Origin of the sequence: Candidatus Chryseobacterium colombiense, assembly GCA_029203185.1 — a bacterium.
Lineage (GTDB): Bacteria > Bacteroidota > Bacteroidia > Flavobacteriales > Weeksellaceae > Chryseobacterium > Chryseobacterium colombiense.
On record CP119310.1, the window covers coordinates 305,130 to 327,605 of the forward strand.

Genomic DNA, 22,476 nt, shown 5'->3' on the forward strand with positions numbered 1-22,476 from the left:
TGATATAACAAATTTATAAGTAAATATTAATAATTAGGAGGCTGTGTATAATTAAAAATAAATTTATATATGAAAAAAATTCAGATGGTTGACTTACAGAGTCAGTATTACAAAATAAAGAATGACGTAGATAATGCAGTTTTAAATGTAATGGATTCAGCGGCTTTTATCAACGGTCCTGAAGTAAAGTCTTTCCAGAATGAATTGGAGTCTTATTTAGATGTGAAGCATGTGATTCCTTGCGCCAATGGAACAGACGCTTTACAGATTGCTTTAATGGCGCTGGATTTACAGGAAGGTGATGAGGTAATCACGGCAGATTTCACTTTTGCTGCAACTGTAGAGGTGATTCATTTGCTTAAACTTAAATCAGTATTGGTAGATGTGGATTATGATACCTTTACCATTTCAACAGAAGCAATTAAAAAAGCTATTACTCCAAGAACAAAAGCAATCATTCCGGTTCATATTTTTGGACAATGTGCGAATATGGAAGAGATCCTGAAAATTGCTGAAGAGCATAATCTATACGTTGTTGAAGATAATGCACAGGCAATTGGTGCGGATTATACTTTTGCTGATGGAACCGTGAAAAAATCGGGAACGATGTCAACAGTTGGGACAACTTCATTTTTCCCTTCTAAAAACCTGGGTTGCTATGGTGATGGTGGAGCTATTTTTACCAATAATGATGAATTGGCACACCGTTTAAGAGGAATTGTTAATCACGGAATGTATGAAAGATATTACCATGATGAAGTAGGAGTAAATTCTCGTTTAGATAGTATTCAGGCTGCAATTTTAAGAAAAAAACTTCCTAATCTTGATTCTTACAACGATGCGAGAAGAAAAGCGGCTGACTATTATGATGAAGCTTTTGCTAGTCACGAACATATTTTAACGCCGAAAAGGGCAGAAGATTCTACCCATGTTTTCCACCAATATACCTTGAGAATTTTGAATGGTAAGCGTAATGAATTACAAAAATTCTTAACGGAAAAAGAAATTCCTGCCATGATCTATTATCCTGTAGCTTTGAGAAAACAAAAAGCATATTATCAGGAAAGTAATGATGCAGATTTCGTAAATACGGATAAGCTTTTAGATCAGGTGATTTCTTTGCCAATGCATACAGAACTTGATGACGAACAGCTGAAGTATATTACGGATGCTGTGTTGGAATTCATGAGTTGATCTGATGAAAAAAAGGATATTTAAATATAAGCTGGTGTATTACTTAGCTGTTATGACCAGCTTATTTCTTTTTATAATATCAACATTTTCGATTCTCGGATTGTTTAATGATTTTAGCATATTTAAAACATTAATCACTTGTTTTTCAATTATTATTAATTCATTTGCATTTATTAATTTAATTGAGAAATATAATAAAGCAGTTTTGTTTCTAAACCTTAGTCTATTTTTATCCATATTTATTGTCGGGTATCCCTTGCTATTAAATTTTCTTAATGGATATAATGCTTTAGAACATTTTAGCTTTAAATTCTTAGTTTTGTTTACATTAGTTTTAATTGTTGTTAATGTATTTAAAATAAAGGAATACAAAGGAATTAATGAAATAGAAGATATAGGAATACACAAAGATTAAAAAAATATTACTAAAAAAATGGCAATACTCGTAACAGGTGGTCTTGGATATATCGGTTCTCATACGGTTGTAGAACTATTAAATAATAATTTTGAAGTTGTCATTGTAGATGACCTATCAAATTCTGAAAAGTTTATTTTAAAAAATATAGAGGAAATTACGGGAGAAAAACCAGCTTTCTATCCTTTTGATTTAAAGAGAAAAGAGCTTTTAACTCAGGTTTTTGATGCTTATACCATTGAAGGTTGTATTAATTTTGCGGCTTATAAAGCAGTGGGAGAGAGCCAGGAAAAACCTATTGATTACTATGAAAATAATTTATTTTCATTGATTAATATTCTGCAGGAATTTAAAGAAAGAGGTATTTCAAATTTTATCTTTAGTTCTTCCTGTACAGTTTACGGACAGGCAGATCAAATGCCGATTGACGAAAGTACACCGCTAAAAATGCCGGAAAGTGTTTACGGAAAGACGAAACAAATGGGAGAAGAGATTTTGATTGATTTTGCGAAAGCATATCAACGTAAAATTTCTTTATTGAGATATTTTAACCCAATTGGAGCGCATCCGTCAGCAAAAATCGGCGAACTTCCGATTGGAGTTCCCAATAATCTTGTACCTTATGTAATGCAGACTGCTGCGGGAATAAGAGAAAAATTAAGTGTTTGGGGAGATGATTATCCTACAGAAGACGGAACAGCAGTGAGAGATTATATCTATGTTGTTGATTTGGCGAAAGCCCATGTTGCAGCCCTGAAAAGGTTATTGGAGAATCAATCCGAAGAGTCTGTAATTGATATTTATAATTTGGGAACAGGAAAAGGTTCTTCTGTGTTGGAAGTAGTAAAAGCTTTTGAAACGGCCAATAATGTTGAGGTTCCATATCAGATTTGTCCGAGAAGAGAAGGGGATATTACGATTGCTTATGCCAATGTGGAAAAAGCTGAAAAAGAGCTTAACTGGAAGTCAGAGACAACTTTAGAAAATGCTTTGAAAACAACTTGGGAATGGCAGAAATATTTGAATTCGAGAAATTAAATTTTTGAAATTTGTAAAGAAATTATAAATTTAAATAATACCTTAGCTAAATATTGGTTGATTAAAAGCCCTTATCATCGAAATTTAATACACATTATGAAAACAGAAAAAATAGGCATTACATTTTCCTCCTTTGATCTGCTTCATGCCGGTCATATAAAAATGTTGGAAGAAGCCAAAACGGTATGTGATTACCTTATTGTAGGACTACAGATTGATCCTTCGCATGACCGACCTAGTAAAAACAAACCTACCCAGACTATTGTAGAAAGGTATATTCAGCTTAAGGCAGTCAATGCGGTTGATGAGATTATTCCTTATTATACAGAAGAGGATTTAGAAGATATTTTGAAATCATTCGTAATAGATGTACGAATTATCGGTGATGATTATATGGATAGAGATTTTACCGGTAAAAAGTACTGCGAAGAAAAAGGAATTCAGATTTTTTACAATAAAAGAGATCACAGATTTTCATCGAGTGATTTAAGAAAAAGAATTTTTGAAGCTGAGAAATTAAAATTAACAAAATAAACAAAAAAATCCCGAAATTTAATTCCGGGATTTTTTTATGTTATATAAAGAAGGATTACATTGGTCCTCCTTGCTGATCGTCTCCTGTTGCATTGGAGTTGATATCTTTCTTTCTTTTAGGCTGGTCTACTTTTTCTCCCTGCTTAAATCTGTAAGTTAAAGAAACTGAGAACTGTCTTGGCTGCCATTGCATGTATGAGTCTCTAACACTATTTGCTGTATATGTTGTAGATCTCATTGATCGGGTATTGAAGATATCCTGAATATTAAATGCTAAAGTCCCATCTCCTTTCCATATTGTTTTTGATGCTCCAAAGTTGATGGCATACATATCTTTTCTGTCTTGGTAAGCTGTTTTTTGTCCACCTCTATAAAAACCTTGTAATTGGAAGCTGAAGGTTTTGTCCACTTTAACTGTTGAGGACAGCCTTGCTCTTGTTGAGAATCCTTTACCTTCAAAATTAGCAACTGCCTGGATAGGATTTCCGTTTATATCAAAAGTATCATATAATGTACTTCCTTTTGTATTGTATCCAAATAAATCAACATTTCCTAAGAACTTTAGCCAGCTTGTTGCATCCCAGTTGAAATTGAAATCTAAACCATAACGGTCATCCGTACCCAAGTTTATTGGTTTTGTGTGAGACTCTATACGTTTTGGATCACTAATATTTCCATTGTCGTCTGTTGCTAAAATATTATAAACCAACATTTTTGTGTCATCTGTCTGATGTCTGTAATATAAAGTAGGATTTAGTGTAAATTTCTTTTTAGAAATACTGTATCCAAATTCAAAAGAGTCAACGTAAGAAGGATTTAGATCTATATTTCCGTCAAAGATATTTTGATTGTCACTATAATTTGGGTTAGGAATCATAAAAAATGATCTTGGACGATCTATTCTTTTTGTGTAATTCAATAAAAATTGATTGTCTTTTGCAAATTCATAACTTAAATAAACACTAGGAAATAAGTTATTATAATTTTTAGTTGTTACAACTGTATTTTTTTTAGGATTTGGATCAAGACTTAAGTAATTAATATCTACATTCGATAGTTCATCTCTCACTCCAACCTGATAACCAAATTTTCCTATTTTACTTTTAAATTGTAAATAAAAAGCATTAAAAGTTTCCTTATATGTCGCATCATAAGTATATGGCTTAAGGAAATCCAAAGGTTTTTTAGAAGTGCTTTCACGAACATCATTACTGTAGTCATTAGTATTGAGATCAATTCTATATCCTGCTTCTAATTTTGAATTTTCGCCAATAGGTAACTCATAATCGACTTTACCAATAACAGATCTATTAATCGTATTTTGATTAATAATATCTTTTAAACTATCGATAGTGTCATCAATATTGGTGTCATTATATGATCGGCTTCGTTGTAAACTCAATGACAGTGATAAATTCTGCCCTTTATCATCAAATTTATGATCTAGTCCGAAATCACCTTGAAAAGCTAGATTGTTATTTGTACCAAGAGTAGTTCTCCTTGATGTATAAAAAGGATTTTTAAAAGGAGTGTAAGCATAATCAATATTACCGAAATTTTCACTGTCGAATGTTCTTACTGTCCCAGAAGCATTTACCGATGTCTTTTCAGTGATATCATATACTATTCCTGCAGAAGCGTTATAATTGTTATTTTTACTTTTAGTTTCAGAATTAGTATCTCTTTGTACCAAGTCATCATTTAAAATAGCATTGTTAAAATAATCATTATTTCTACTGATGTTTTTAGATTCTCTGTAGCCTCCTCCGCCATTTAGAAACCATGTAAAATTACCCTTTCTCCAATTAAGGTTAGCGTTTAAGTTGGTTTGAGGAAGGTATCCTAAAGTTCCGATAACACTACCGTTAAAACCGGTTTTCTTACTTTTCTTTAAAATAATATTTAAAATACCAGCAGTTCCGCTTGCTTCAAATTTTGAAGAAGGATTAGTAATGACTTCAATTTTTTCAATCTGGTCAGCAGGAATACTTTGTAAAGCATTCGCACCATCATCAATTCCAAGAAGAGCAGAAGGTTTACCATTGATAAGGAATTTCACATTTGAGCTTCCTCTCATAGAAACCGTTCCGTCTGTATCTACAGAAACTGAGGGTACATTAGAAAGTACATCCTGAAGATTTCCTCCTTTACTTACAATATCCTGAGAAGGATCATAAGTTCTTTTATCAAGTTCAACTTTATAAGGTTTTGTGGATTGAGCGGTGATGACAACCGCTTGAATATCTCCGGTTTTTATATTGGTTGCACTTTTTTCAGGCTCAATAGATAAGGCTCCGATATTTCCTGCTGCTGCAATCTGTTTGTTGATTACATTTTTTTTGTAATCGATTGCTTCTACTGTAATATCATAGTTTCCAGGAGTAAGGTCTAATTTATACTGACCTTTTTCATCAGTAAGAGCAGCATCGCTGAGAAGTTTACTTGTCTTGTTGCTGAAAGTAACTGAAGCATAGGGTACAGGCTGATTATTTTTATTAACCACAGTTCCTGAAATTCCTACTTTTTCCTGCCCAAAAGCAAAGGCAGCCGCAGAAAGTACAAAGGTAAGTCCTAAGGTTTTTTTAGTGAAAATGTTAATGATTTCCGTCTGATTCATAACGTTTTTTTTGTGTAAAATCGTGAAATATTGCCATTAATATTATGAAATTATAAATGTGTAAAATTTTCAGAATATTAAGATTGTTTATTATTTATAATGTATATGTCGCGTTTTAAAGCTGAATGTTAATTATTGATTAGTTAAAATAAAGTTAAATTTATTTTTTATTTGATATTGTTTGAGTTAAGCCAATCCTGATATGCTTTTGCATTAATTGCATGCTCTTCGGCATTATCAGTAAACTTATGATAGCCGGGTTTTGCCGGGTTTGCACACATATAAATATAGTTGTTGTTTTCAGCGTTTAAAACGGCATCAACAGAATTTTTATCAACCACACAAATTGGTCCCGGTGGAATTCCCTTGTTAGCATATGTATTATAAGGAGATGGAGTAGACAAATATTTATAGAATACTCTTTTGATTTGCTCCTTAAAATTGGTCTGTTTATTTATGGCATAAATTACTGTTGGATCAGACTGAAGCTTCATTCCTTTTCTGTAACGGTTGAGATATAACCCGGCAATTGTTTTCTGCTCATCTTTTTTACCTCCGGATTCCTTATAAACGATAGAAGCAAGAGCATAAATCTGATCTCTCGTTAAACCTGATTGTTGTTCTTTCGCTTTTCTCTCGCTGTTCCAGAATTCATTGTACTGATCATCAAATTTTTTGAAGAATTCTTTCGGAGTTACTGTCCAGAAAAAATTGTATGTATCAATGAAGAAATATTTTTTCAGATCTTCCGCGTTATTGTAACCTTTTTCGACTGCAATGGCATTCAGATCGTTCACAAATTTTAAAGAGTCCAGTTCTGTTTTTTTAGAAACTTTACCGATCATCTGGTAAACGTCTCCAAAATCACCAATTCTAAAGCTGTTCTCGCTTTGGTTTCCGGCTTTGATCATATTTACCAAATTCGCATTCCCTAATCCTTTCTGAAAGTGGTATCTCCCTGCCTTGAAATATTGAGCCAAATCTTTTTCTTTTGCTACTGCTTCGAAAGATTCTTGATTATCAACATATTTTGATGCGGAATCCAGGATTTGTTTGAAATTCGCTTTGTGAGGAATCAAAACATATCCGTCTTTTTTAATATTGTTTCCGTAATATTTTTTATAAAATCTAAATCCAAAAAATCCGCCTACTCCCAATACGAGCAGGATGATAAAAAGAATTGCTTTTTTCATTTAAATGGCGATTAAAGTTTTTGTTTTTTAAATAAGATCTACTTTTCCTCTAAAAACCTGTTTTGCGGGACCTTCCAGCCAGATGTTTTGAAAAGAATTTCCGCTTTTTTCAGCATAAACCTTAAGATTTCCTCCCAGGGTTTTTACTTTTACAGAAATTAGATTGTTATTTTGAAGAAAAGTTAAAGCAGAAGCCGTAACTCCTGTTCCACAACTGTAAGTTTCGTCTTCAACGCCTCGTTCATAGGTTCTTACGAAAATTTCTTCATCAGAAATTTTTTCCACAAAGTTGACATTAATTCCTTTTTCTTTATAGTTTTCAGAATTTCTGATCCCGTTTCCGTGGGCAAAAACATTATAATTGATAATATCTTCAACATATTTTACATAATGAGGAGATCCGGTATCCATTACCATATCTTCTCCATCATTGGAAATCGTTTCTACATCTCTCATTTTAAGTTTTACAATCCCATTATGGATTTCTGCTTCATGCTCCCCATCGATGGCCATGAACTTACACTTTCCTTCAAAAATGTCAAGAAAAAATGCAAAAGCCACTGAACAACGGGCCCCGTTTCCGCAAAAGCTTTTTGAACCATCAGAATTGTAATAATCCACTTCAAAATCGTATCCTTCGGCTACATTAATTTTAATAAACCCATCTGCGCCAATTCCAAAACGGCGGTCGCATAGTTTTTGAATGTTTTCGACCGAAAGATCATTCCATTCTCCTGAACGGTTGTCTATCATGACGAAATCATTTCCAGTGCCCTGATATTTATAAAAATCCATATTTTTTGTCTCAATTTGAACTTGCAAAATTACTATAATTAATACAAAAAACGAACAGTGTTAGCTGTTCGTTCTCTTATTTATAATCGTTTTATCTAAATCCTCCGCCGCTTCTGTTAGGAGTACCGTTTTGCTGAGAATTATTCTGGGGTGTGCTTTCCGAATTATTTCTGAAGCCACCGTTTGAGTTGTTATTTGGCTGATTTTGATATCCGCTGTTTGAATTATTATAAGTAGAAGTATTATTTCTAAATCCTCCCTGATGGTTATTATTTTGGTTTTGATTCTGATTTTGGTTTCCCTGATTACCAGGATTTCTAAATCCGTTATTAGGTCTTTGACCTCCCTGGTTGTTTTGTCCGGTGTTAGGTCTGTAGCCGCCATTATAAGAACCGTCATTTACTCCGCCTCTAAATCCGTTATTAGGTCTTTGTGAGGTAGTATTTCTTCTTTCTACATATACTTTTCTCCTAGAATTATTATAGTTGTAATAATAATAAGGCATTCCGTTGTCGTAGTAATAGGTATAATCATTTCGGTAATAATATCCGTCATTTCCCCAATATCCTCCATTTCCGTAATATCCGCTTGGAGCATAGTAATATCCGTTATTATAATATGGGTCTCCATATCCTCCGTATCCTGTATCTGAATATACTGCACAGGAGGTAAGGCTACTCATCATTAAAATGCCAAATGCTATTTTTAATAAATTTTTCATGACTTTATTGTACTTTTTTTTCTTTATAATTTTTTTTCCAAGTGAGGTATCCTAAGATAGCCATTATAGTAAATACCAAATATTGAACCGAAGTGATTCCGAGACCTTTATAAATCATCATAGGCATACAAATAAAATCTCCTATAATCCAAAAAATCCAGTTTTCAATGCGCCTTTTAGCCATAAACCACATTCCGACTAAAAAGATGGATGTTGTGACAATGTCTAACTTATTTCCCCAATCTAAATGATATAAACCAAGATTCGTGCCTTTCATAGAAAAATGGTTGTCTATATAAGGTTTATAATAATAGATGATAGTAACTAATATTAAACTGAACAAGAAAAGGATAATTCCATACATCCATTCTTTTCTGGAAGCCCATGTTACTTCCACATGAATATGATCTTCAGAGTTTTTTGCCCATAATATCCATCCGTAAATACTCATTACAGTATAATAAACATTAATCATGCAATCTCCCAATAATCCAAAATTGAAAAGAATGTAAACATATATTAAAGTGGAAATAATTCCGGTAGGATAGACCCAGATGTTCTTTTTAATGGAAAAATATACGCTCAGGATTCCGAAGACCGTTGCAAAGGCTTCCAGGAAAATCTGGAGAGAAGTGTAGCTTTCATAGGGTTTTATGAAAAGATCGTATATATTCATGAGCCCAAAAGTAAACAAAAAATAAGAGAGTTGAAAATGATTTAAATGTAGTGGTAATCAGTTTTTTAAGCTTGATTGTTTAAAATTAATGACGAAAAATTGTCAATAAACGTTAAGGTTTCTAAATTTTTTATATTTTCGTAAATCTTTAATAAATAGTAAAATATGTCAAAAATCTGGACGAAAAAGCCAATGAGTGCTTTTGAGAATGATGTTAAAAGTAGTCAGCTTAAAAGAGTACTTGGTAAATGGAGTCTTACAGCTATCGGTATCGGAGCGATCATTGGAGGCGGAATTTTTGTGTTAACGGGTACAGGGGCTTATTATCATGCAGGTCCTGCATTGGCACTTTCCTTTATTATCGCGGGAATTGCGTGTGTTTTCGCAGCTTTATGTTATTCTGAATTTGCTTCTATCCTGCCTGTAGAAGGCTCTGCTTATGCTTATGCGTATGGTACTGTAGGAGAAATTTTTGCATGGATTATCGGTTGGGGACTTATCCTTGAATATGCGATGGGGTCCATGACGGTAGCGGTTTCGTGGTCCGGATATTTTAATAAATTGTTGAAAATGTTCGGCCTTCACTTGCCGGATTATCTTACTTCTGATCCAGCAAGTTATACTGGAGAGGGATTTTCCATGAATTTACCTGCTTTTGTTATTGTTCTGGTTGTGATTTCTTTATTGATAAAAGGAACTAAAGAAGCAGCAAAAGCGAATAACCTTATTGTAATCATGAAGGTTTCTGCAGTATTATTTGTAATTATTGCAGGGGTATTCTTCATCAATACTTCCAACTGGGATCCGTTTATTCCGGCTCAGAAAATGGTAATGGAGGGTGATAAAATGAAAGAGGCTTACGGAATCCAAGGAGTTATTTCGGGAGCTGCTGCAATATTCTTTGCATATGTTGGATTTGATGCTGTTTCCACTCAGGCCGGAGAAGCGATTAATCCAAAGAAAGACGTACCGTTTGCAATCATTGTTTCACTTTTGGTATGTACGGTATTATATATTTTGGTTTCATTAGTTCTTACGGGAATGATGAATTATACGAACTTTGATCCTCATGGCAAATTCCCTGATGCAATCAAAGCGCCTGTAGCGTATGCATTTGAAATTGCAGGTCAGGGATGGGCAGGATATATTATCACAATTGCAGCAACGGTAGGTTTGATCTCTGTATTGATGGTAATGATTATGGGGCAATCAAGAATTTTCTTAGGAATGTCTAAAGACGGACTGATTCCTAAAATGTTCAGCGATGTACATCCGGTAAGAAAAACTCCTGCAAAAAGTTTGATGCTTTTAGGAATTGTAATTGCTACGGTAGCTTCTTTAACGCCGATCAGTAAATTAGCTGATATGACGAGTTTCGGAACCCTGTTTGCCTTTACTATGGTATGTGTAGCGGTTTGGATTTTAAGAAAAAGAGAGCCTAATTTGCCTAGAAACTTTAAAGTTCCTGCATTGCCTGTGATTGCAACATTAGGGATTTGTATCAATGTGTATTTGATTTGGAATTTAAGTCATGAAGCGAAACTATTATCAACAGCATGGCTTGCTTTAGGGGTGATTATCTACTTTGCTTACAGTCTCAGACATTCTAAATTACATAAAGTAGGATATGGCGAAACGTTCAAAGCAGAGCAGGAGCCTTTGCAAAAACCTGATTTAGATCTATAAAAAATTAAAATCATACAAATCCACAGATTTTTCTGTGGATTTTTTATTTTTGTTTCTATGAAAAAAATATTCCCTCTGTTATTTTCTTTTTTAGGAATACTTTCGTTTTCTCAACAGGTAAGTTTAGAAACCGTCTTTAATGATAAAATTAGTATCCGTGCTATTGAGTTATATGATCGTAAAGTCTGGTATAGCGGAACGGATTCTAAATTTGGTTTTGTAGATATAAAAAATCCTCTAAATCAGAAGCAGATCAGGTTGTCAGAGAAAAAATTACAGTTCAGAACCCTGGCTCAGGATAACAACTCGTTTTATGCCATCAATATTGAAAGTCCGGCAGAGTTTTTTAAGATCAGTAAAAAAGATTTAACCTCTGAAATTATTTTTAGAGATACAGTAAAGACTGCTTTTTATGATGCCTTACATTTTGTAAATAATAAATTGGCCTATACTTTTAGCGATGCAGAAAAAGATAATCATCTGAAATTAGCTGTTTTTAGAAATGGGAAATGGAGCAATTTTAAAAACAATATAAGTCTGAATACAGGAGAAGCAGCTTTTGCTGCGAGCAATACAAATATAGCTTCAACAAAAAAACACCTTTGGATTGCAACAGGCGGAAAAGCATCAAGAATTTTAAGAATGGATTTAAAAAATGAAAAAATTGAAGTTTTTAATACTCCATTTGTGCAGGGGGAATCTTCCCAGGGAATGTATTCGATAGATTTTTATGATGACAAATTTGGAATAGCTGTTGGTGGAGATTATACAAAACAAGCTGATAATATCAACAATATTGCAACTACGAATGATGGAGGAAAAACATGGAAAATTCAGGCGTCAGGAAAAAATGCAGGGTATACGACTTGTGTGAAAATTAAGCCCGGTTCTAAAGGAAAAGAAATGATTTCCGTAGGAGATCAGCATATCAGTTATTCAGCAGATTTTGGAAAGACATGGAAAAAGATTTCTGATGAAAAAGGATTTTTTGTTTGCCAATGGATAGATGAGAATACCGTAGTTCTTGCGGGAAAGGATAAGATTTCGGTGATGAAATTAAAGTTTTAAAGGATGTACTAAATTTAAATTTTAAATCCTTATTATAGATCATATCTTTTCAAATACAGTCTATTCAATTTTCCTTCAATTAAATTTGCTTAAAATTTCTGCATGAAAAATTTAAAGATATTTTTCCTTTTATTGATTCCGACACTATTTTACACTCAAAAAATAAGGGTTTTCATTTTGGCCGGACAGTCGAATATGAATGGTTTTGGTTTTAATAAAGATTTAGTGAATGATCTGAAAACATTTAAAGATGTTTACATTTTTCAGGGAAACTCTGTTCCTGATGGGGATTTGAATGGTGGGATAGGTAAATGGGATATTTTAAAACCAGGAAATGGAACAGGTTTTAAAACAGACGGTAAAATAAATGTACTTTCCGATAGATTTGGGCTAGAGATGTCTTTTGCGAAAAAGATCAAAGAGCTATTCCCCAATGATAAAATTGCTTTAATAAAATATGCGAGAGAGGGAACTTCTATCGACAGTCTTGCTGCTGGACCTTTCGGGTGCTGGGATGCGGATTTTAACGGTAAAAACGGATTGAATCAATATGATAACTTTTTAAAAGCCGTAAAGAATGTTTTATCCGAAACTGATATTGACAAAGATGGTAAGAAAGATCAGATCGTTCCGTCCGGAATTCTCTGGATGCAGGGAGAAGGTGATGCCAGTTATGATGAAGCTATTGCCAATCGCTATTATGATCATTTAAAGATATTGATGAATCAAATGAGAGCTGCAATGCTGACGGATGATCTTCCTGTCGTGATCGGAAAAATATCAGATTCAGGGAAGGATAAATCAGGTAAAGTATGGAAAATGGGAGAGCTTGTACAGTATGCTCAGGAGAAATTTGTAAGAAATGACAGCAATGCAGCAATTGTCCGCTCAACTAAAAATTACGGTTATGGTGATGATCCATGGCATTACAACAGTGCAGGGTATATTGATATGGGACAAAAATTTGCAGAAGAGGTATTTAGACTCATTATAAATTTCGAAAAAAGACCCTAATATATTTCATGATTAAATATTCATAAGATATATTTAATTTTGCAGTAAGAAATTTCAATTTGAAATTCAGTTTAAAATTAAGCCTAAAATGAATTCTTTAATAGATAAATACAATATTCCCGGACCTCGCTACACCTCTTATCCTACTGTTCCATACTGGGATGAGACAGGTTTTTCATCTGAAAAATGGACAGAAAGTGTAATCAGGACTTTTAAGGAAACCAATGCAGAAGAGGGAATTTCTATTTATATTCACTTGCCTTTCTGCGAGGCGCTATGTACGTTCTGTGCATGTCATAAACGTATTACAAAACAACACAGCGTTGAAATTCCGTATCTGGAAAGCGTTTTGAAAGAATGGCAGTTGTACCTTCAAATGTTTAATGAAAAGCCAAAACTAAAGGAACTTCACTTAGGAGGAGGAACACCGACTTTTTTCTCTCCGGAAAACTTAAAAACTTTATTGGAGGGTATTTTTGAAACGGTTGAAATTGCGGAACATCCTGAGTTTTCCTTTGAAGGACATCCTAATAATACCTCTAAAAAACATTTACAGACTCTTTATGATTTAGGTTTCAGAAGAGTGAGTTTTGGAGTTCAGGATTATGATCCTAAAGTTCAGAAAGCCATCAACAGAATACAGTCTTTTGAAAAAGTAAAAGAAGTGACGGAATGGGCAAAAGAAATTGGCTATAGAGGAATAAGTCATGATTTGGTTTTCGGGCTTCCGCATCAAACGTGGGAAGCTATGGAAAATACTATCCATAAAACAATGGAACTGAGACCCGATCGTTTGGCGTTTTATTCTTATGCACACGTTCCATGGGTAAAAGGAGTTGGACAAAGAGGATTTGACGAAAATGACCTTCCAAGTGGTGAAGAAAAACGACGGTTGTATGAAGATGGTAAAAAACTGCTGGAAGAATTAGGCTATATTGAAGTGGGAATGGATCATTTCTCTCTGGAACATGATGATTTGTATCAATCTTTAATTCAGAAAAAACTGCATAGAAACTTCATGGGCTATACTTCAAGCAAAACTCAATTGATGGTTGGCTTGGGAATGTCGGCCATTTCAGATTCCTGGTATGCTTTTGCTCAGAATGTGAAAACCGTGGAGGAATATCAGAAAATAGTGGAAGAAGGAAAAATTCCTGTAGTAAAAGGACATATCCTGAACGAAGAAGACCTTATCGTAAGAAGACATATCTTGAATTTGATGTGTCAGCTTGAAACGACTTTTGATGTCAACAATTCTTTTCCTGAATTAGAAAATGCTTTTGAAATGTTGAAGGAAATGGAAAGTGATGAATTGGTTGAAATTCATGATCATCAGATTAAAATAACAGAAAAAGGAAGAGCGTTTACCAGAAACGTAGCCATGGTTTTTGATTTGAGAATGATGAGAAATAAACCTGAAACTAGAATTTTTTCGATGACGATTTAAAAATTAAAATTATTATTATACTGAAAAAATCCAGCCATTTATTGGTTGGATTTTTTATGATATTTGAATATATTTTATTTAATAATTAATTTTTGACTGTAATATTTTAAATTTTCTGAATTCAGACTAATAAAATAAACTCCGGCCGGAATCCCTGAGATGTCAATCCCCTTATTCTTTTCTACTTTTTGAGATTGTAAAACTGTTTTTCCATCAACACTAAAAATTTCAACAGAAATATCTTTGTCTTTTACGCCATCAATAAAAACTCTTTTTGATGCGGGATTGGGATAAATTTTTATTTGTGGGGCAAGAGTATTTTCCTGTGTAGCCAATGTTCCTGAAGTAATTTTAAATATTTTTCCATTATTAACGGCAGCTACAAATAATTCATTTTGATTATTGAGTCCAAATGTTGAAAAATTGTTTCCGGAGAATGCTGAAGTCCAGGTTATGGAGTCGTCTGGATTTAAAATTCCAAGCTGGGTAGAGCAGTAATCGGCAAAAATGTACCTTCCCTGCAAAGCCGGGTATTGTGTACCTCTGTAAACATATCCTCCGGTAATTGAACATTTCCCTCCGGTATGATTATACGCCGCAACTGGGAAAGTCATCGTAGAAGTACTTGGACAGCCTGTTGTATTGTAGGGTGTATTTCCTTCATAACATCTCCAGCCATAATTGAGACCCGCTTGAGAAATTGGCTGCCGGTTAATTTCTTCTATCTGACCTTGACCTACATCTGCAATCATTACATTTCCGGGAGTAGTATCAAAATTAAATTTCCAGGCATTACGCAATCCGTAAGCCCAGACTTCATCGGCCCCATCTACACCAACAAAAGGATTCGTAGGTGGAATATTATAAGGCCCTGTAGAATTGATATCTAGTCTAAGCAGTTTTCCCAGAAGTGAATTTTTATTTTGGGCATTATTGTTAGGATCACCACCGCTTCCTCCATCTCCAGTTACGATCCATAAATATCCATCCGGTGCAAAGTGAATACTTCCTCCATTGTGATTATCAAATGGTTTAGGGAGATTCAGAACGATTTTTTCTGTTGTTGCATCAGCGACATCAGGATTAGAACTTCGCGTATATCTTGCTACCGTTATATTTCCGTTGGTATCATTATAATATACAAAAAAATAGCCGTTTGTTGCGTACTGAGGATGGAAAGCAAGTCCTAAAAGTCCCCTTTCGCCGCCATAAGTTACTTTTGAGCTTATATCCAGGAAATTAGCGGAATTAATGGTTCCGGTAGGTTGTACGATTCTGATAATTCCATTCTGCTGAACAACAAACATTCTGCTGTCATTCGCATGGGCGATTTCGACGGGAGCTGTAAATCCCGTGGCAAATTCTTCTATATTAATGCTTTGGGCATTAACAATAACGGAAGAAAAAATACCTGCATAAAAAAGTAAATTTTTCATAATATTTTGATATTTAGTGTATTAAATCTGAATGAAAATTTCATACCAATCAAATGTTGAAAAATTCACTAAAATATTGTCAAAAAATTATTAAATCTTAAATGAAAATGAGAATGCCGATATATCTGAAAATAAACGATTTCTGTTGTTAAAAATTCATAAAATTCAATAAAATGATTATATTTGCCGACTTAATTTAACGTAGTTATAACAAAATGCAAGGAAAAGGACTTATTACAATTGTTGCTATTGTACTAGGGTTGATTTGCTTAAATGAGCTATTACCAACATGGTACGCCAGCAAAATTGAAAAGCAGGCAACTGCTATTGCAGGAGACAATCCGGAAAAGTATCAGAGAGAGATTGCAAAGCTTTCTAAGGATACTCTGAACCTAGGATTCACAAAACTTTATTACACTAAAGCCAAAGACAAGGAAATGAAACTTGGTCTTGACTTGAAAGGAGGGATCAACGTTCTTTTGGAAATCAACCAAAGAGATCTTGTGAATGATTTAACCAATTATTCTACCAATCCTGTTCTTATTGAGGCTTTAAACAAAACTGATGAAGCACAAAAGAATTCTACAAAAGCCTACATCGACAATTTCTTCGAACAGTTTGATGCAGTAAACAAAGCTAAAGGTACTAACCTGAAGTTGGCAGATCCGGAAATTTTCGGAAATACAACACTTACTGAGGTAAAGTACAATACACCGGATGAACAGGTAAAAAGCATTGTTAAAAGAAAGATCGATGCATCTGTAGGAACAGCTTTCGAGGTGATCAGAACGAGAATTGACAAGTTAGGTGCAATTCAGCCAAACGTTCAGAGAGTGCCTGGAACTGCTAGAATTTCAGTGGAAATGCCGGGGATGAAAGACATCGACAAAGTAAAGAAGATGCTTCAGACTTCTGCAAAACTTCAATTCTGGGAAGTACAGCAAATCACTGAGATCGCTCCTTATTTCCAAACATTGAGCACAATGGTAGCTGCAAAAGGAGATTCTATGGGGGTTGCAAAAAACACAAATTTTGCAAATATCATTCAGGGAGGAAAATCTATGAGTCCAAGTGCGGTTGGAAGTGTAAAATTATCTGATACAGCTGTTGTAAACAAAATTTTGAACAGCAAGGTAGCTCAGTCTTTACGTCCGGCTAATATTAAATATACCCAATTTATGTGGGGATACAAACCTGAAGCTTCAGATGCTGAAAGCTTGGTATTGTATGCAATCAGAGGTAACATCAACCAAAAAGCTCCAGTAGATGGTGCTGTTGAAACTGCAAACATTAGCTATGATGAGCTGAGCAGAGTAGTAGTAGACATGCAGATGGATTCTAAAGGGGCGAAAGAATGGAAAACTTTAACAGAGAAAAACGTTGGTAAACCAGTTGCGGTAACATTGGACGGTAGAGTTTATACTGCTCCGAACGTTGTAGGTGCAATTCCTAACGGTAGAACTCAGATCTCTGGTAACTTCTCTCAGGAAGAAGCTAAAGAATTGGTAGACGTTTTAGGAGCGGGTAAACTACCTGCAGGTGCAAAAGTAGTTCAGGCTACAGTTGTTGGACCATCTCTAGGACAGGAGTCTATTGATGCTGGTTTAATGTCATTCATGATTGCATTTGCGATCATTATCGTATATATCATTTTCTACTACGGTGGAGCTGGTGTTTATGCGGTAATTGCGATGGTTATTAACTTATTCTATATTTTCGGTATTATGGATTCGGGAGATTTCACTCTTACCCTTCCTGGTATCGCGGGTATCGTTTTGACGATGGCAGTTGCGGTCGATACGAACGTTATCATATATGAAAGAACAAAAGAAGAATTATTTGCAGGAAAGAGTATTCTTGAAGCGTATAAAGATGGTTTCAAACACGCATTGAACGCGATTATCGATGGCCACACAACAACTTTCTTAACGGCAGTTGTATTGTTCTTCTTCGGAACAGGGCCTATCAAAGGTTTTGCTTTGACCTTGATGATCGGGGTTGCGATGACATTGTTTACTTCTGTATTGCTTTCGAGAGTAATGATCTTCGCGAGATTAAATAAAGGAAAAGGACTTTCTGTTTGGACTCCTGCAACAAAGAATCTATTCAGAAATACTTGGATCGATTTCATCGGAAAAAGAAAATATGCTTACATTTTCTCAGCAGTTTTAACAGTGGTTTGTATCATTTCAATCGCTACTCACGGTTTCAAATATGGTATCGACTTTACCGGTGGTAGAAATTATGTGGTAAGATTTGATAAAGACGTTAAAGCGGAAGATGTTGAAGAAAAATTGGTAGCATTATTCAAAACTGAAGACGGAAAAAACTCTTCAGTAGAAGCTAAAACGTTTGGAAACAACAATCAATTGAAGATTTCTACAGATTATCTTATCGAAGATGAATCTTTAAAAGCCGACCAAATCATTGAACAAAAATTGTTCGAAGGATTAAAATCAAACTTGCCTGCAGGAACTACTTTAAAAGATTTCAAATCTGCAGATAAAGACCATGCAGGAATTATTTCTTCTGAAAAAGTAGGACCTTCCGTTGCAGACGATATTCAAGTTCACGGAATCTATGCAGTAGTAGCTGCATTGGCAATGATCTTTGTCTATATTTTAGTAAGATTTAGAAAATGGCAGTTCTCTTTAGGTGCGGTTGCAGCATTATTCCACGATGCGATAATTATTTTGGGAGCGTATTCATTGCTTCATAAATATATGCCGTTCAACATGGAGATCAACCAGGATTTCATTGCTGCGATCCTGACTGTATTAGGGTACTCCATCAACGATACGGTAATTATCTTCGACAGAATTAGAGAATACCTAAGAGAGAAAAAATCTTTAACATTAGCTGGATTATTCGATGACTCTATTTCTAGTACATTGGGTAGAACATTCAACACCTCATTTACTACAATCTTGGTAATTTTGGCGATCTTCATTTTCGGTGGAGATAACTTAAGAGGATTTATGTTTGCAATGTTAATCGGTATCGGATTCGGTACGTATTCATCCATCTTCGTGGCATCAGCAATCGCTTATGACTTCCTTAAAAAAGGAAAAGAGGAGGAAGTACATGGTAAATCTACTTCAAACAAAGAAGTACTTGCTTCAAAATAACTTATACTACAATAAATAAGAAAAAGCCTTCCAATTTGGAAGGCTTTTTTGTTGTTCAAAATGTTCCGTTTTGAAATTAATACTTTCAAATTTTTGTAATACACTATTAACTTTTTGCTTCTTACCTCTTACTTTTCACTTACTACTAATTTAGAATCATTATTTTTCCTTATTTGATTATTTTTGCAGGGTATGGAAAATTCAAGGGAAAAAGCTGCTATTGGCTTCATATTTATTACGTTATTAATTGATATTACGGGGTGGGGAATCATCATTCCGGTAGTTCCGAAATTAATTGAGGAACTTATTCATAGTGATATAAGTGAAGCTGCCAAATATGGCGGTTGGTTGGGTTTTGCTTATGCTTTTACACAATTTATTTTCTCTCCGGTAGTTGGGAATTTAAGTGATAAATTCGGACGTAGACCCATTATTCTGATTTCGCTTTTCGGTTTCGCGATAGATTATATTTTCCTGGCTTTAGCACCCACAATTTGGTGGTTATTTTTAGGAAGAGTTATTGCGGGAATTACCGGAGCAAGCGTTACTACGGCAAGTGCTTATATCGCGGATATTTCAACCGATGAAGACAGAGCCAAGAATTTTGGTTTGATTGGCGCCGCTTTCGGACTCGGATTTATTGTAGGGCCGGTTTTAGGAGGACTTCTGGGGCATTATGGATCAAGAGTTCCTTTTTATGCAGCCGCAGGATTATGTTTGTTAAATTTCCTTTATGGGTATTTCATCCTTCCTGAAAGTTTGGATAAGGAGAAGAGAAGAGAATTCGACTGGAAAAGAGCCAATCCAATCGGCTCATTTAAATTTTTAGGCAAACACCCGGAAATTTCAGGATTGATTGTTTCATTGATATTAATTTATATCGCCGGACATGCTGTACAGAGTAACTGGAGCTTCTTCACCATGTATAAATTCGGGTGGACTGAAAGAATGGTAGGAATTTCACTTGGAGTTGTGGGTTTATTGGTGGGATTGGTTCAGGGAGGTTTGATTCGTTGGACTACACCAAGACTGGGTGAACAGAAAAGTATCTATTATGGATTGGCTCTATATGCGGTCGGAATGCTTTTATTTGCTTTTGCATCTCAAGGCTGGATGATGTTTGTATTCCTTATTCCTTACTGTCTGGGAGGAATCTGTGGTCCGGCTTTACAGTCAGTCATTACGAAAAGTGTTCCTTCTAATGAACAAGGAGAGCTGCAAGGAGCTTTAACGAGTTTAATGAGTGCAACTTCTATTATCGGGCCTCCGATGATGACGAATTTATTTTATTTCTTTACTCATGATAAAGCACCCTTTAAGTTTTCAGGAGCGCCATTCTTCTTGGCATTTATATTAATGACGGTGAGTGTAATTATTACTTATTTCAATTTTAAAAATAAAAATGCAGAGAAGGAAAGTATTAAATAAAAACAAGGGGATCGAATTTGATCCCCTTGTTGCTTTTGAAGAAGTATATGAATTTATGAAATGAGTTTTGTACTCATTGTTGTTTTAAATATAATAAAATATTTTAATTATATCAAATTAAAGTGAATTAATTTTTCTTGAACAATTTTAAATTGCTTGTTAAAATAGAAGGTTTTAATTAAAAATAATAGATTCTTTCTGCATCGGAATGGCAATCATATATGAATGTTCTAAAAGTGAAACAATACAACTCTAACTAAATATTTTAAAACTCTAATTATTTAAATTCTTAAAATTTATTTAAAATTGATACATAACATAAAACAATTGCATAATCTTTCGTAATTTTGACAAATGGAATTAAGCATTGGAGAAATGGCATTGATTGCCGTAGCGATCGTTGTATTATTCGGACCGGATAAACTTCCTCAGATTGCGCGTGACTTGGGAGCAGGCGTAAGAAAGATGCGTGGGGCAGTGGAAGACATCAAAACTGAGATTATGAAAGAAACGGATAATCCTGTTTCTGAGATCAAACGTGAGATTGAAAAAGTAAAAGATGCTGCCAAAGATTTTAATCCCATGAAAGATATTGAAAAAGATGTCTTAACCGAACCTTCTTCCATCAAAACAGAGCAGGAGAAAATTAAACCCTCAGAAGACGAAACTCATGAAGGGCCTGTAAGCAGATAGAATAGACTATGGAAGAAATTATTCAGGATGATAAAAGCGTATTTTTATATCTAAACAATTTAGGAAGTTCATCTTTCGATCAGTTTTGGATGTTGATTTCAAGTACCTGGATATGGGTTCCGCTTTACATTATTTTCTGTTATCTACTTTTTAAAAATTATAAACTAAGATCATTTGTTTTTATATTAATATTTATCGCGATTGGAGTTACTATTTCTGATCAGTTAGCAGGTATATTTAAATACGGAGTAGCAAGATTAAGACCTTGCCATGACCCTAGTTTACAGGATCACATGAGAATTGTGAAATGTGGTGGTCAGTTTGGTTTTTATTCGGCGCATGCTTCCAATACTTTCTTTTTAGCGACTTATTTAAGTTTTCTCTTAAAAAGTAAGCTAAAATGGTTTCCTTATTTTATATTTGTGTGGGCTGCAATTGTAGCGTACAGCAGAATTTATTTAGGTGTGCATTTCCCGATAGATATTTTGGTGGGGGCGTTTGTTGGATCTTTATTGGGAGGGCTTTTTGCTATGCTCGCCAAAAAAGTGATCAACAAACAAACTAAAACTATATGAGAACACAATTCCTACTTTTTACTTTCGCCACTTTTTCGGCGGTTCAATTATTTCACGCACAAGACAAAAAAACAGCAGAAGAATGCTTCAGTAAAGCCAATTACAAATGTGCTGAAGAACAATACACAAAGCTTGCTGAAAAAGAACAGATTCAGAAATTTCAGTCGGAATATTATGATAAACTAGGAACTTCACAGCGGAGATTAGGCAAAACTGCACAAGCGTTCAAATCCTATGAATCTGCTTTAAAGTCAAACCCGAAATCTGTTTCTGTTTATGAAAATCTGGCGTCTTTGCACAATCAGAAAGGAAATAAAACGAAGGCTCTAGAATACATCAATACAGGAATATCATTAGAACCGGAGAGTGCTAATCTTTATCTGCTTCGTTCCAAAATATATGAGAATTTAGGTAAGAAAGATTTGGCACAGAAAGATTTACAGTATGTTTTAAGTTTCGCGCCGGATAATATTCTTGCCAGAACAGGACTTGCGAATCTTAAAAAAAGAAACGGAGATCTGGAAGGTGCCTTAAAAGATTATAATCAGTTAATCTCGGAAAAGCCGGAATCGCTATTATACAGTGGGAGAGGAGATATTTACCTTAAAATGAAAAAAACGAAAGAAGCGCTTGCTGATGTTAATAAATCAATTTCTGTTGATCCGAAATTTGCTCAGGCTTACGTTACCAAAGCACAGATTCTGTTTGATACAGCAAAACCCAAAGAAGCCTGTGCCAACTTAGATAAAGCAGTAAGTTTAGGTTACGAAAAAGCTTTACTGCAGGAATATTATGCTAAATGTGAGAAAAAATAATCA

The 22,476-nt window shown here is 34.5% G+C and carries 19 protein-coding genes; 12 read left to right on the plus strand and 7 right to left on the minus strand.

Annotated elements, in window-relative coordinates:
* Positions 1-69 precede the first annotated feature (69 nt).
* On the plus strand, positions 70-1,194 hold the full coding sequence (locus tag P0Y62_01355; protein ID WEK70201.1) for a DegT/DnrJ/EryC1/StrS family aminotransferase: 1,125 nt from the start codon (positions 70-72) through the stop codon (positions 1,192-1,194).
* A gap of 39 nt (positions 1,195-1,233) precedes the next feature.
* Here P0Y62_01355 and P0Y62_01360 read toward each other — a convergent pair whose 3' ends face one another.
* Complete coding sequence (locus P0Y62_01360) at positions 1,234-1,431, minus strand: hypothetical protein (GenBank protein ID WEK70202.1); 198 nt, start codon at positions 1,429-1,431, stop codon at positions 1,234-1,236.
* A gap of 196 nt (positions 1,432-1,627) precedes the next feature.
* Here P0Y62_01360 and galE point away from each other — a divergent pair, with 196 nt between their 5' ends.
* Entirely contained in the window at positions 1,628-2,647 is a 1,020-nt protein-coding gene (gene galE / locus P0Y62_01365; protein ID WEK70203.1) for a UDP-glucose 4-epimerase GalE, read from the plus strand.
* Between the two features lie 96 nt (positions 2,648-2,743).
* Positions 2,744-3,181, plus strand: a complete 438-nt coding sequence (locus P0Y62_01370) for an adenylyltransferase/cytidyltransferase family protein (GenBank protein WEK70204.1) — start codon at positions 2,744-2,746, stop codon at positions 3,179-3,181.
* Positions 3,182-3,236: 55 nt separating this feature from the next.
* Here the strand turns inward: P0Y62_01370 and P0Y62_01375 are convergent, their stop codons facing one another.
* The 5 genes from P0Y62_01375 to pnuC form a co-directional block, all read right to left on the minus strand.
* Entirely contained in the window at positions 3,237-5,798 is a 2,562-nt protein-coding gene (locus P0Y62_01375) for a TonB-dependent receptor (GenBank protein WEK70205.1), read from the minus strand.
* A gap of 167 nt (positions 5,799-5,965) precedes the next feature.
* Positions 5,966-6,991 (minus strand): endolytic transglycosylase MltG, encoded by a 1,026-nt coding sequence (gene mltG, locus P0Y62_01380; protein WEK70206.1) that lies wholly within the window; start codon positions 6,989-6,991, stop codon positions 5,966-5,968.
* A 27-nt stretch (positions 6,992-7,018) separates the two neighbouring features.
* Positions 7,019-7,786 carry a diaminopimelate epimerase gene (gene dapF / locus P0Y62_01385; GenBank protein ID WEK70207.1) on the minus strand — a complete coding sequence of 256 codons (768 nt, stop codon included), beginning with the start codon at positions 7,784-7,786 and terminating at the stop codon, positions 7,019-7,021.
* 91 nt (positions 7,787-7,877) lie between these two features.
* Positions 7,878-8,507, minus strand: coding sequence for a hypothetical protein (locus P0Y62_01390; protein WEK70208.1), 630 nt, complete (start codon positions 8,505-8,507; stop codon positions 7,878-7,880).
* 4 nt (positions 8,508-8,511) lie between these two features.
* A complete protein-coding gene (gene pnuC, locus P0Y62_01395; GenBank protein ID WEK70209.1) occupies positions 8,512-9,183 on the minus strand; it encodes a nicotinamide riboside transporter PnuC in 672 nt (223 codons plus the stop codon).
* Positions 9,184-9,348: 165 nt separating this feature from the next.
* Between pnuC and P0Y62_01400 the strand changes: the two genes are divergently transcribed.
* The 4 genes from P0Y62_01400 (at position 9,349) to hemN (ending at position 14,398) form a co-directional block, all read left to right on the plus strand.
* Positions 9,349-10,869, plus strand: a complete 1,521-nt coding sequence (locus P0Y62_01400) for an amino acid permease (GenBank protein ID WEK70210.1) — start codon at positions 9,349-9,351, stop codon at positions 10,867-10,869.
* Between the two features lie 57 nt (positions 10,870-10,926).
* On the plus strand, positions 10,927-11,937 hold the full coding sequence (locus P0Y62_01405; protein WEK70211.1) for a glycosyl hydrolase: 1,011 nt from the start codon (positions 10,927-10,929) through the stop codon (positions 11,935-11,937).
* A 102-nt stretch (positions 11,938-12,039) separates the two neighbouring features.
* Positions 12,040-12,951 carry a sialate O-acetylesterase gene (locus P0Y62_01410; protein ID WEK70212.1) on the plus strand — a complete coding sequence of 304 codons (912 nt, stop codon included), beginning with the start codon at positions 12,040-12,042 and terminating at the stop codon, positions 12,949-12,951.
* Between the two features lie 88 nt (positions 12,952-13,039).
* Positions 13,040-14,398, plus strand: a complete 1,359-nt coding sequence (hemN, locus tag P0Y62_01415; protein ID WEK70213.1) for an oxygen-independent coproporphyrinogen III oxidase — start codon at positions 13,040-13,042, stop codon at positions 14,396-14,398.
* 74 nt (positions 14,399-14,472) lie between these two features.
* Here hemN and P0Y62_01420 read toward each other — a convergent pair whose 3' ends face one another.
* Entirely contained in the window at positions 14,473-15,834 is a 1,362-nt protein-coding gene (locus P0Y62_01420) for a PQQ-dependent sugar dehydrogenase (protein ID WEK70214.1), read from the minus strand.
* A gap of 215 nt (positions 15,835-16,049) precedes the next feature.
* Here P0Y62_01420 and secD point away from each other — a divergent pair, with 215 nt between their 5' ends.
* The 5 genes from secD to P0Y62_01445 all read left to right on the plus strand — a co-directional run bounded on the left by secD (position 16,050) and on the right by P0Y62_01445 (position 22,473).
* Complete coding sequence (gene secD, locus P0Y62_01425; protein WEK70215.1) at positions 16,050-18,962, plus strand: protein translocase subunit SecD; 2,913 nt, start codon at positions 16,050-16,052, stop codon at positions 18,960-18,962.
* 192 nt (positions 18,963-19,154) lie between these two features.
* Positions 19,155-20,390 (plus strand): TCR/Tet family MFS transporter, encoded by a 1,236-nt coding sequence (locus P0Y62_01430; protein ID WEK70216.1) that lies wholly within the window; start codon positions 19,155-19,157, stop codon positions 20,388-20,390.
* A gap of 354 nt (positions 20,391-20,744) precedes the next feature.
* A complete protein-coding gene (locus P0Y62_01435; GenBank protein WEK70217.1) occupies positions 20,745-21,083 on the plus strand; it encodes a twin-arginine translocase TatA/TatE family subunit in 339 nt (112 codons plus the stop codon).
* Between the two features lie 8 nt (positions 21,084-21,091).
* Entirely contained in the window at positions 21,092-21,658 is a 567-nt protein-coding gene (locus P0Y62_01440; GenBank protein ID WEK70218.1) for a phosphatase PAP2 family protein, read from the plus strand.
* The gene (locus tag P0Y62_01445; protein ID WEK70219.1) at positions 21,655-22,473 is read left to right on the plus strand and encodes a tetratricopeptide repeat protein; all 819 of its coding nucleotides are present in this window, start codon (positions 21,655-21,657) and stop codon (positions 22,471-22,473) included. Before P0Y62_01440 ends, P0Y62_01445 begins: the two co-directional genes overlap by 4 nt.
* The last annotated feature ends 3 nt before the right edge of the window (positions 22,474-22,476 follow it).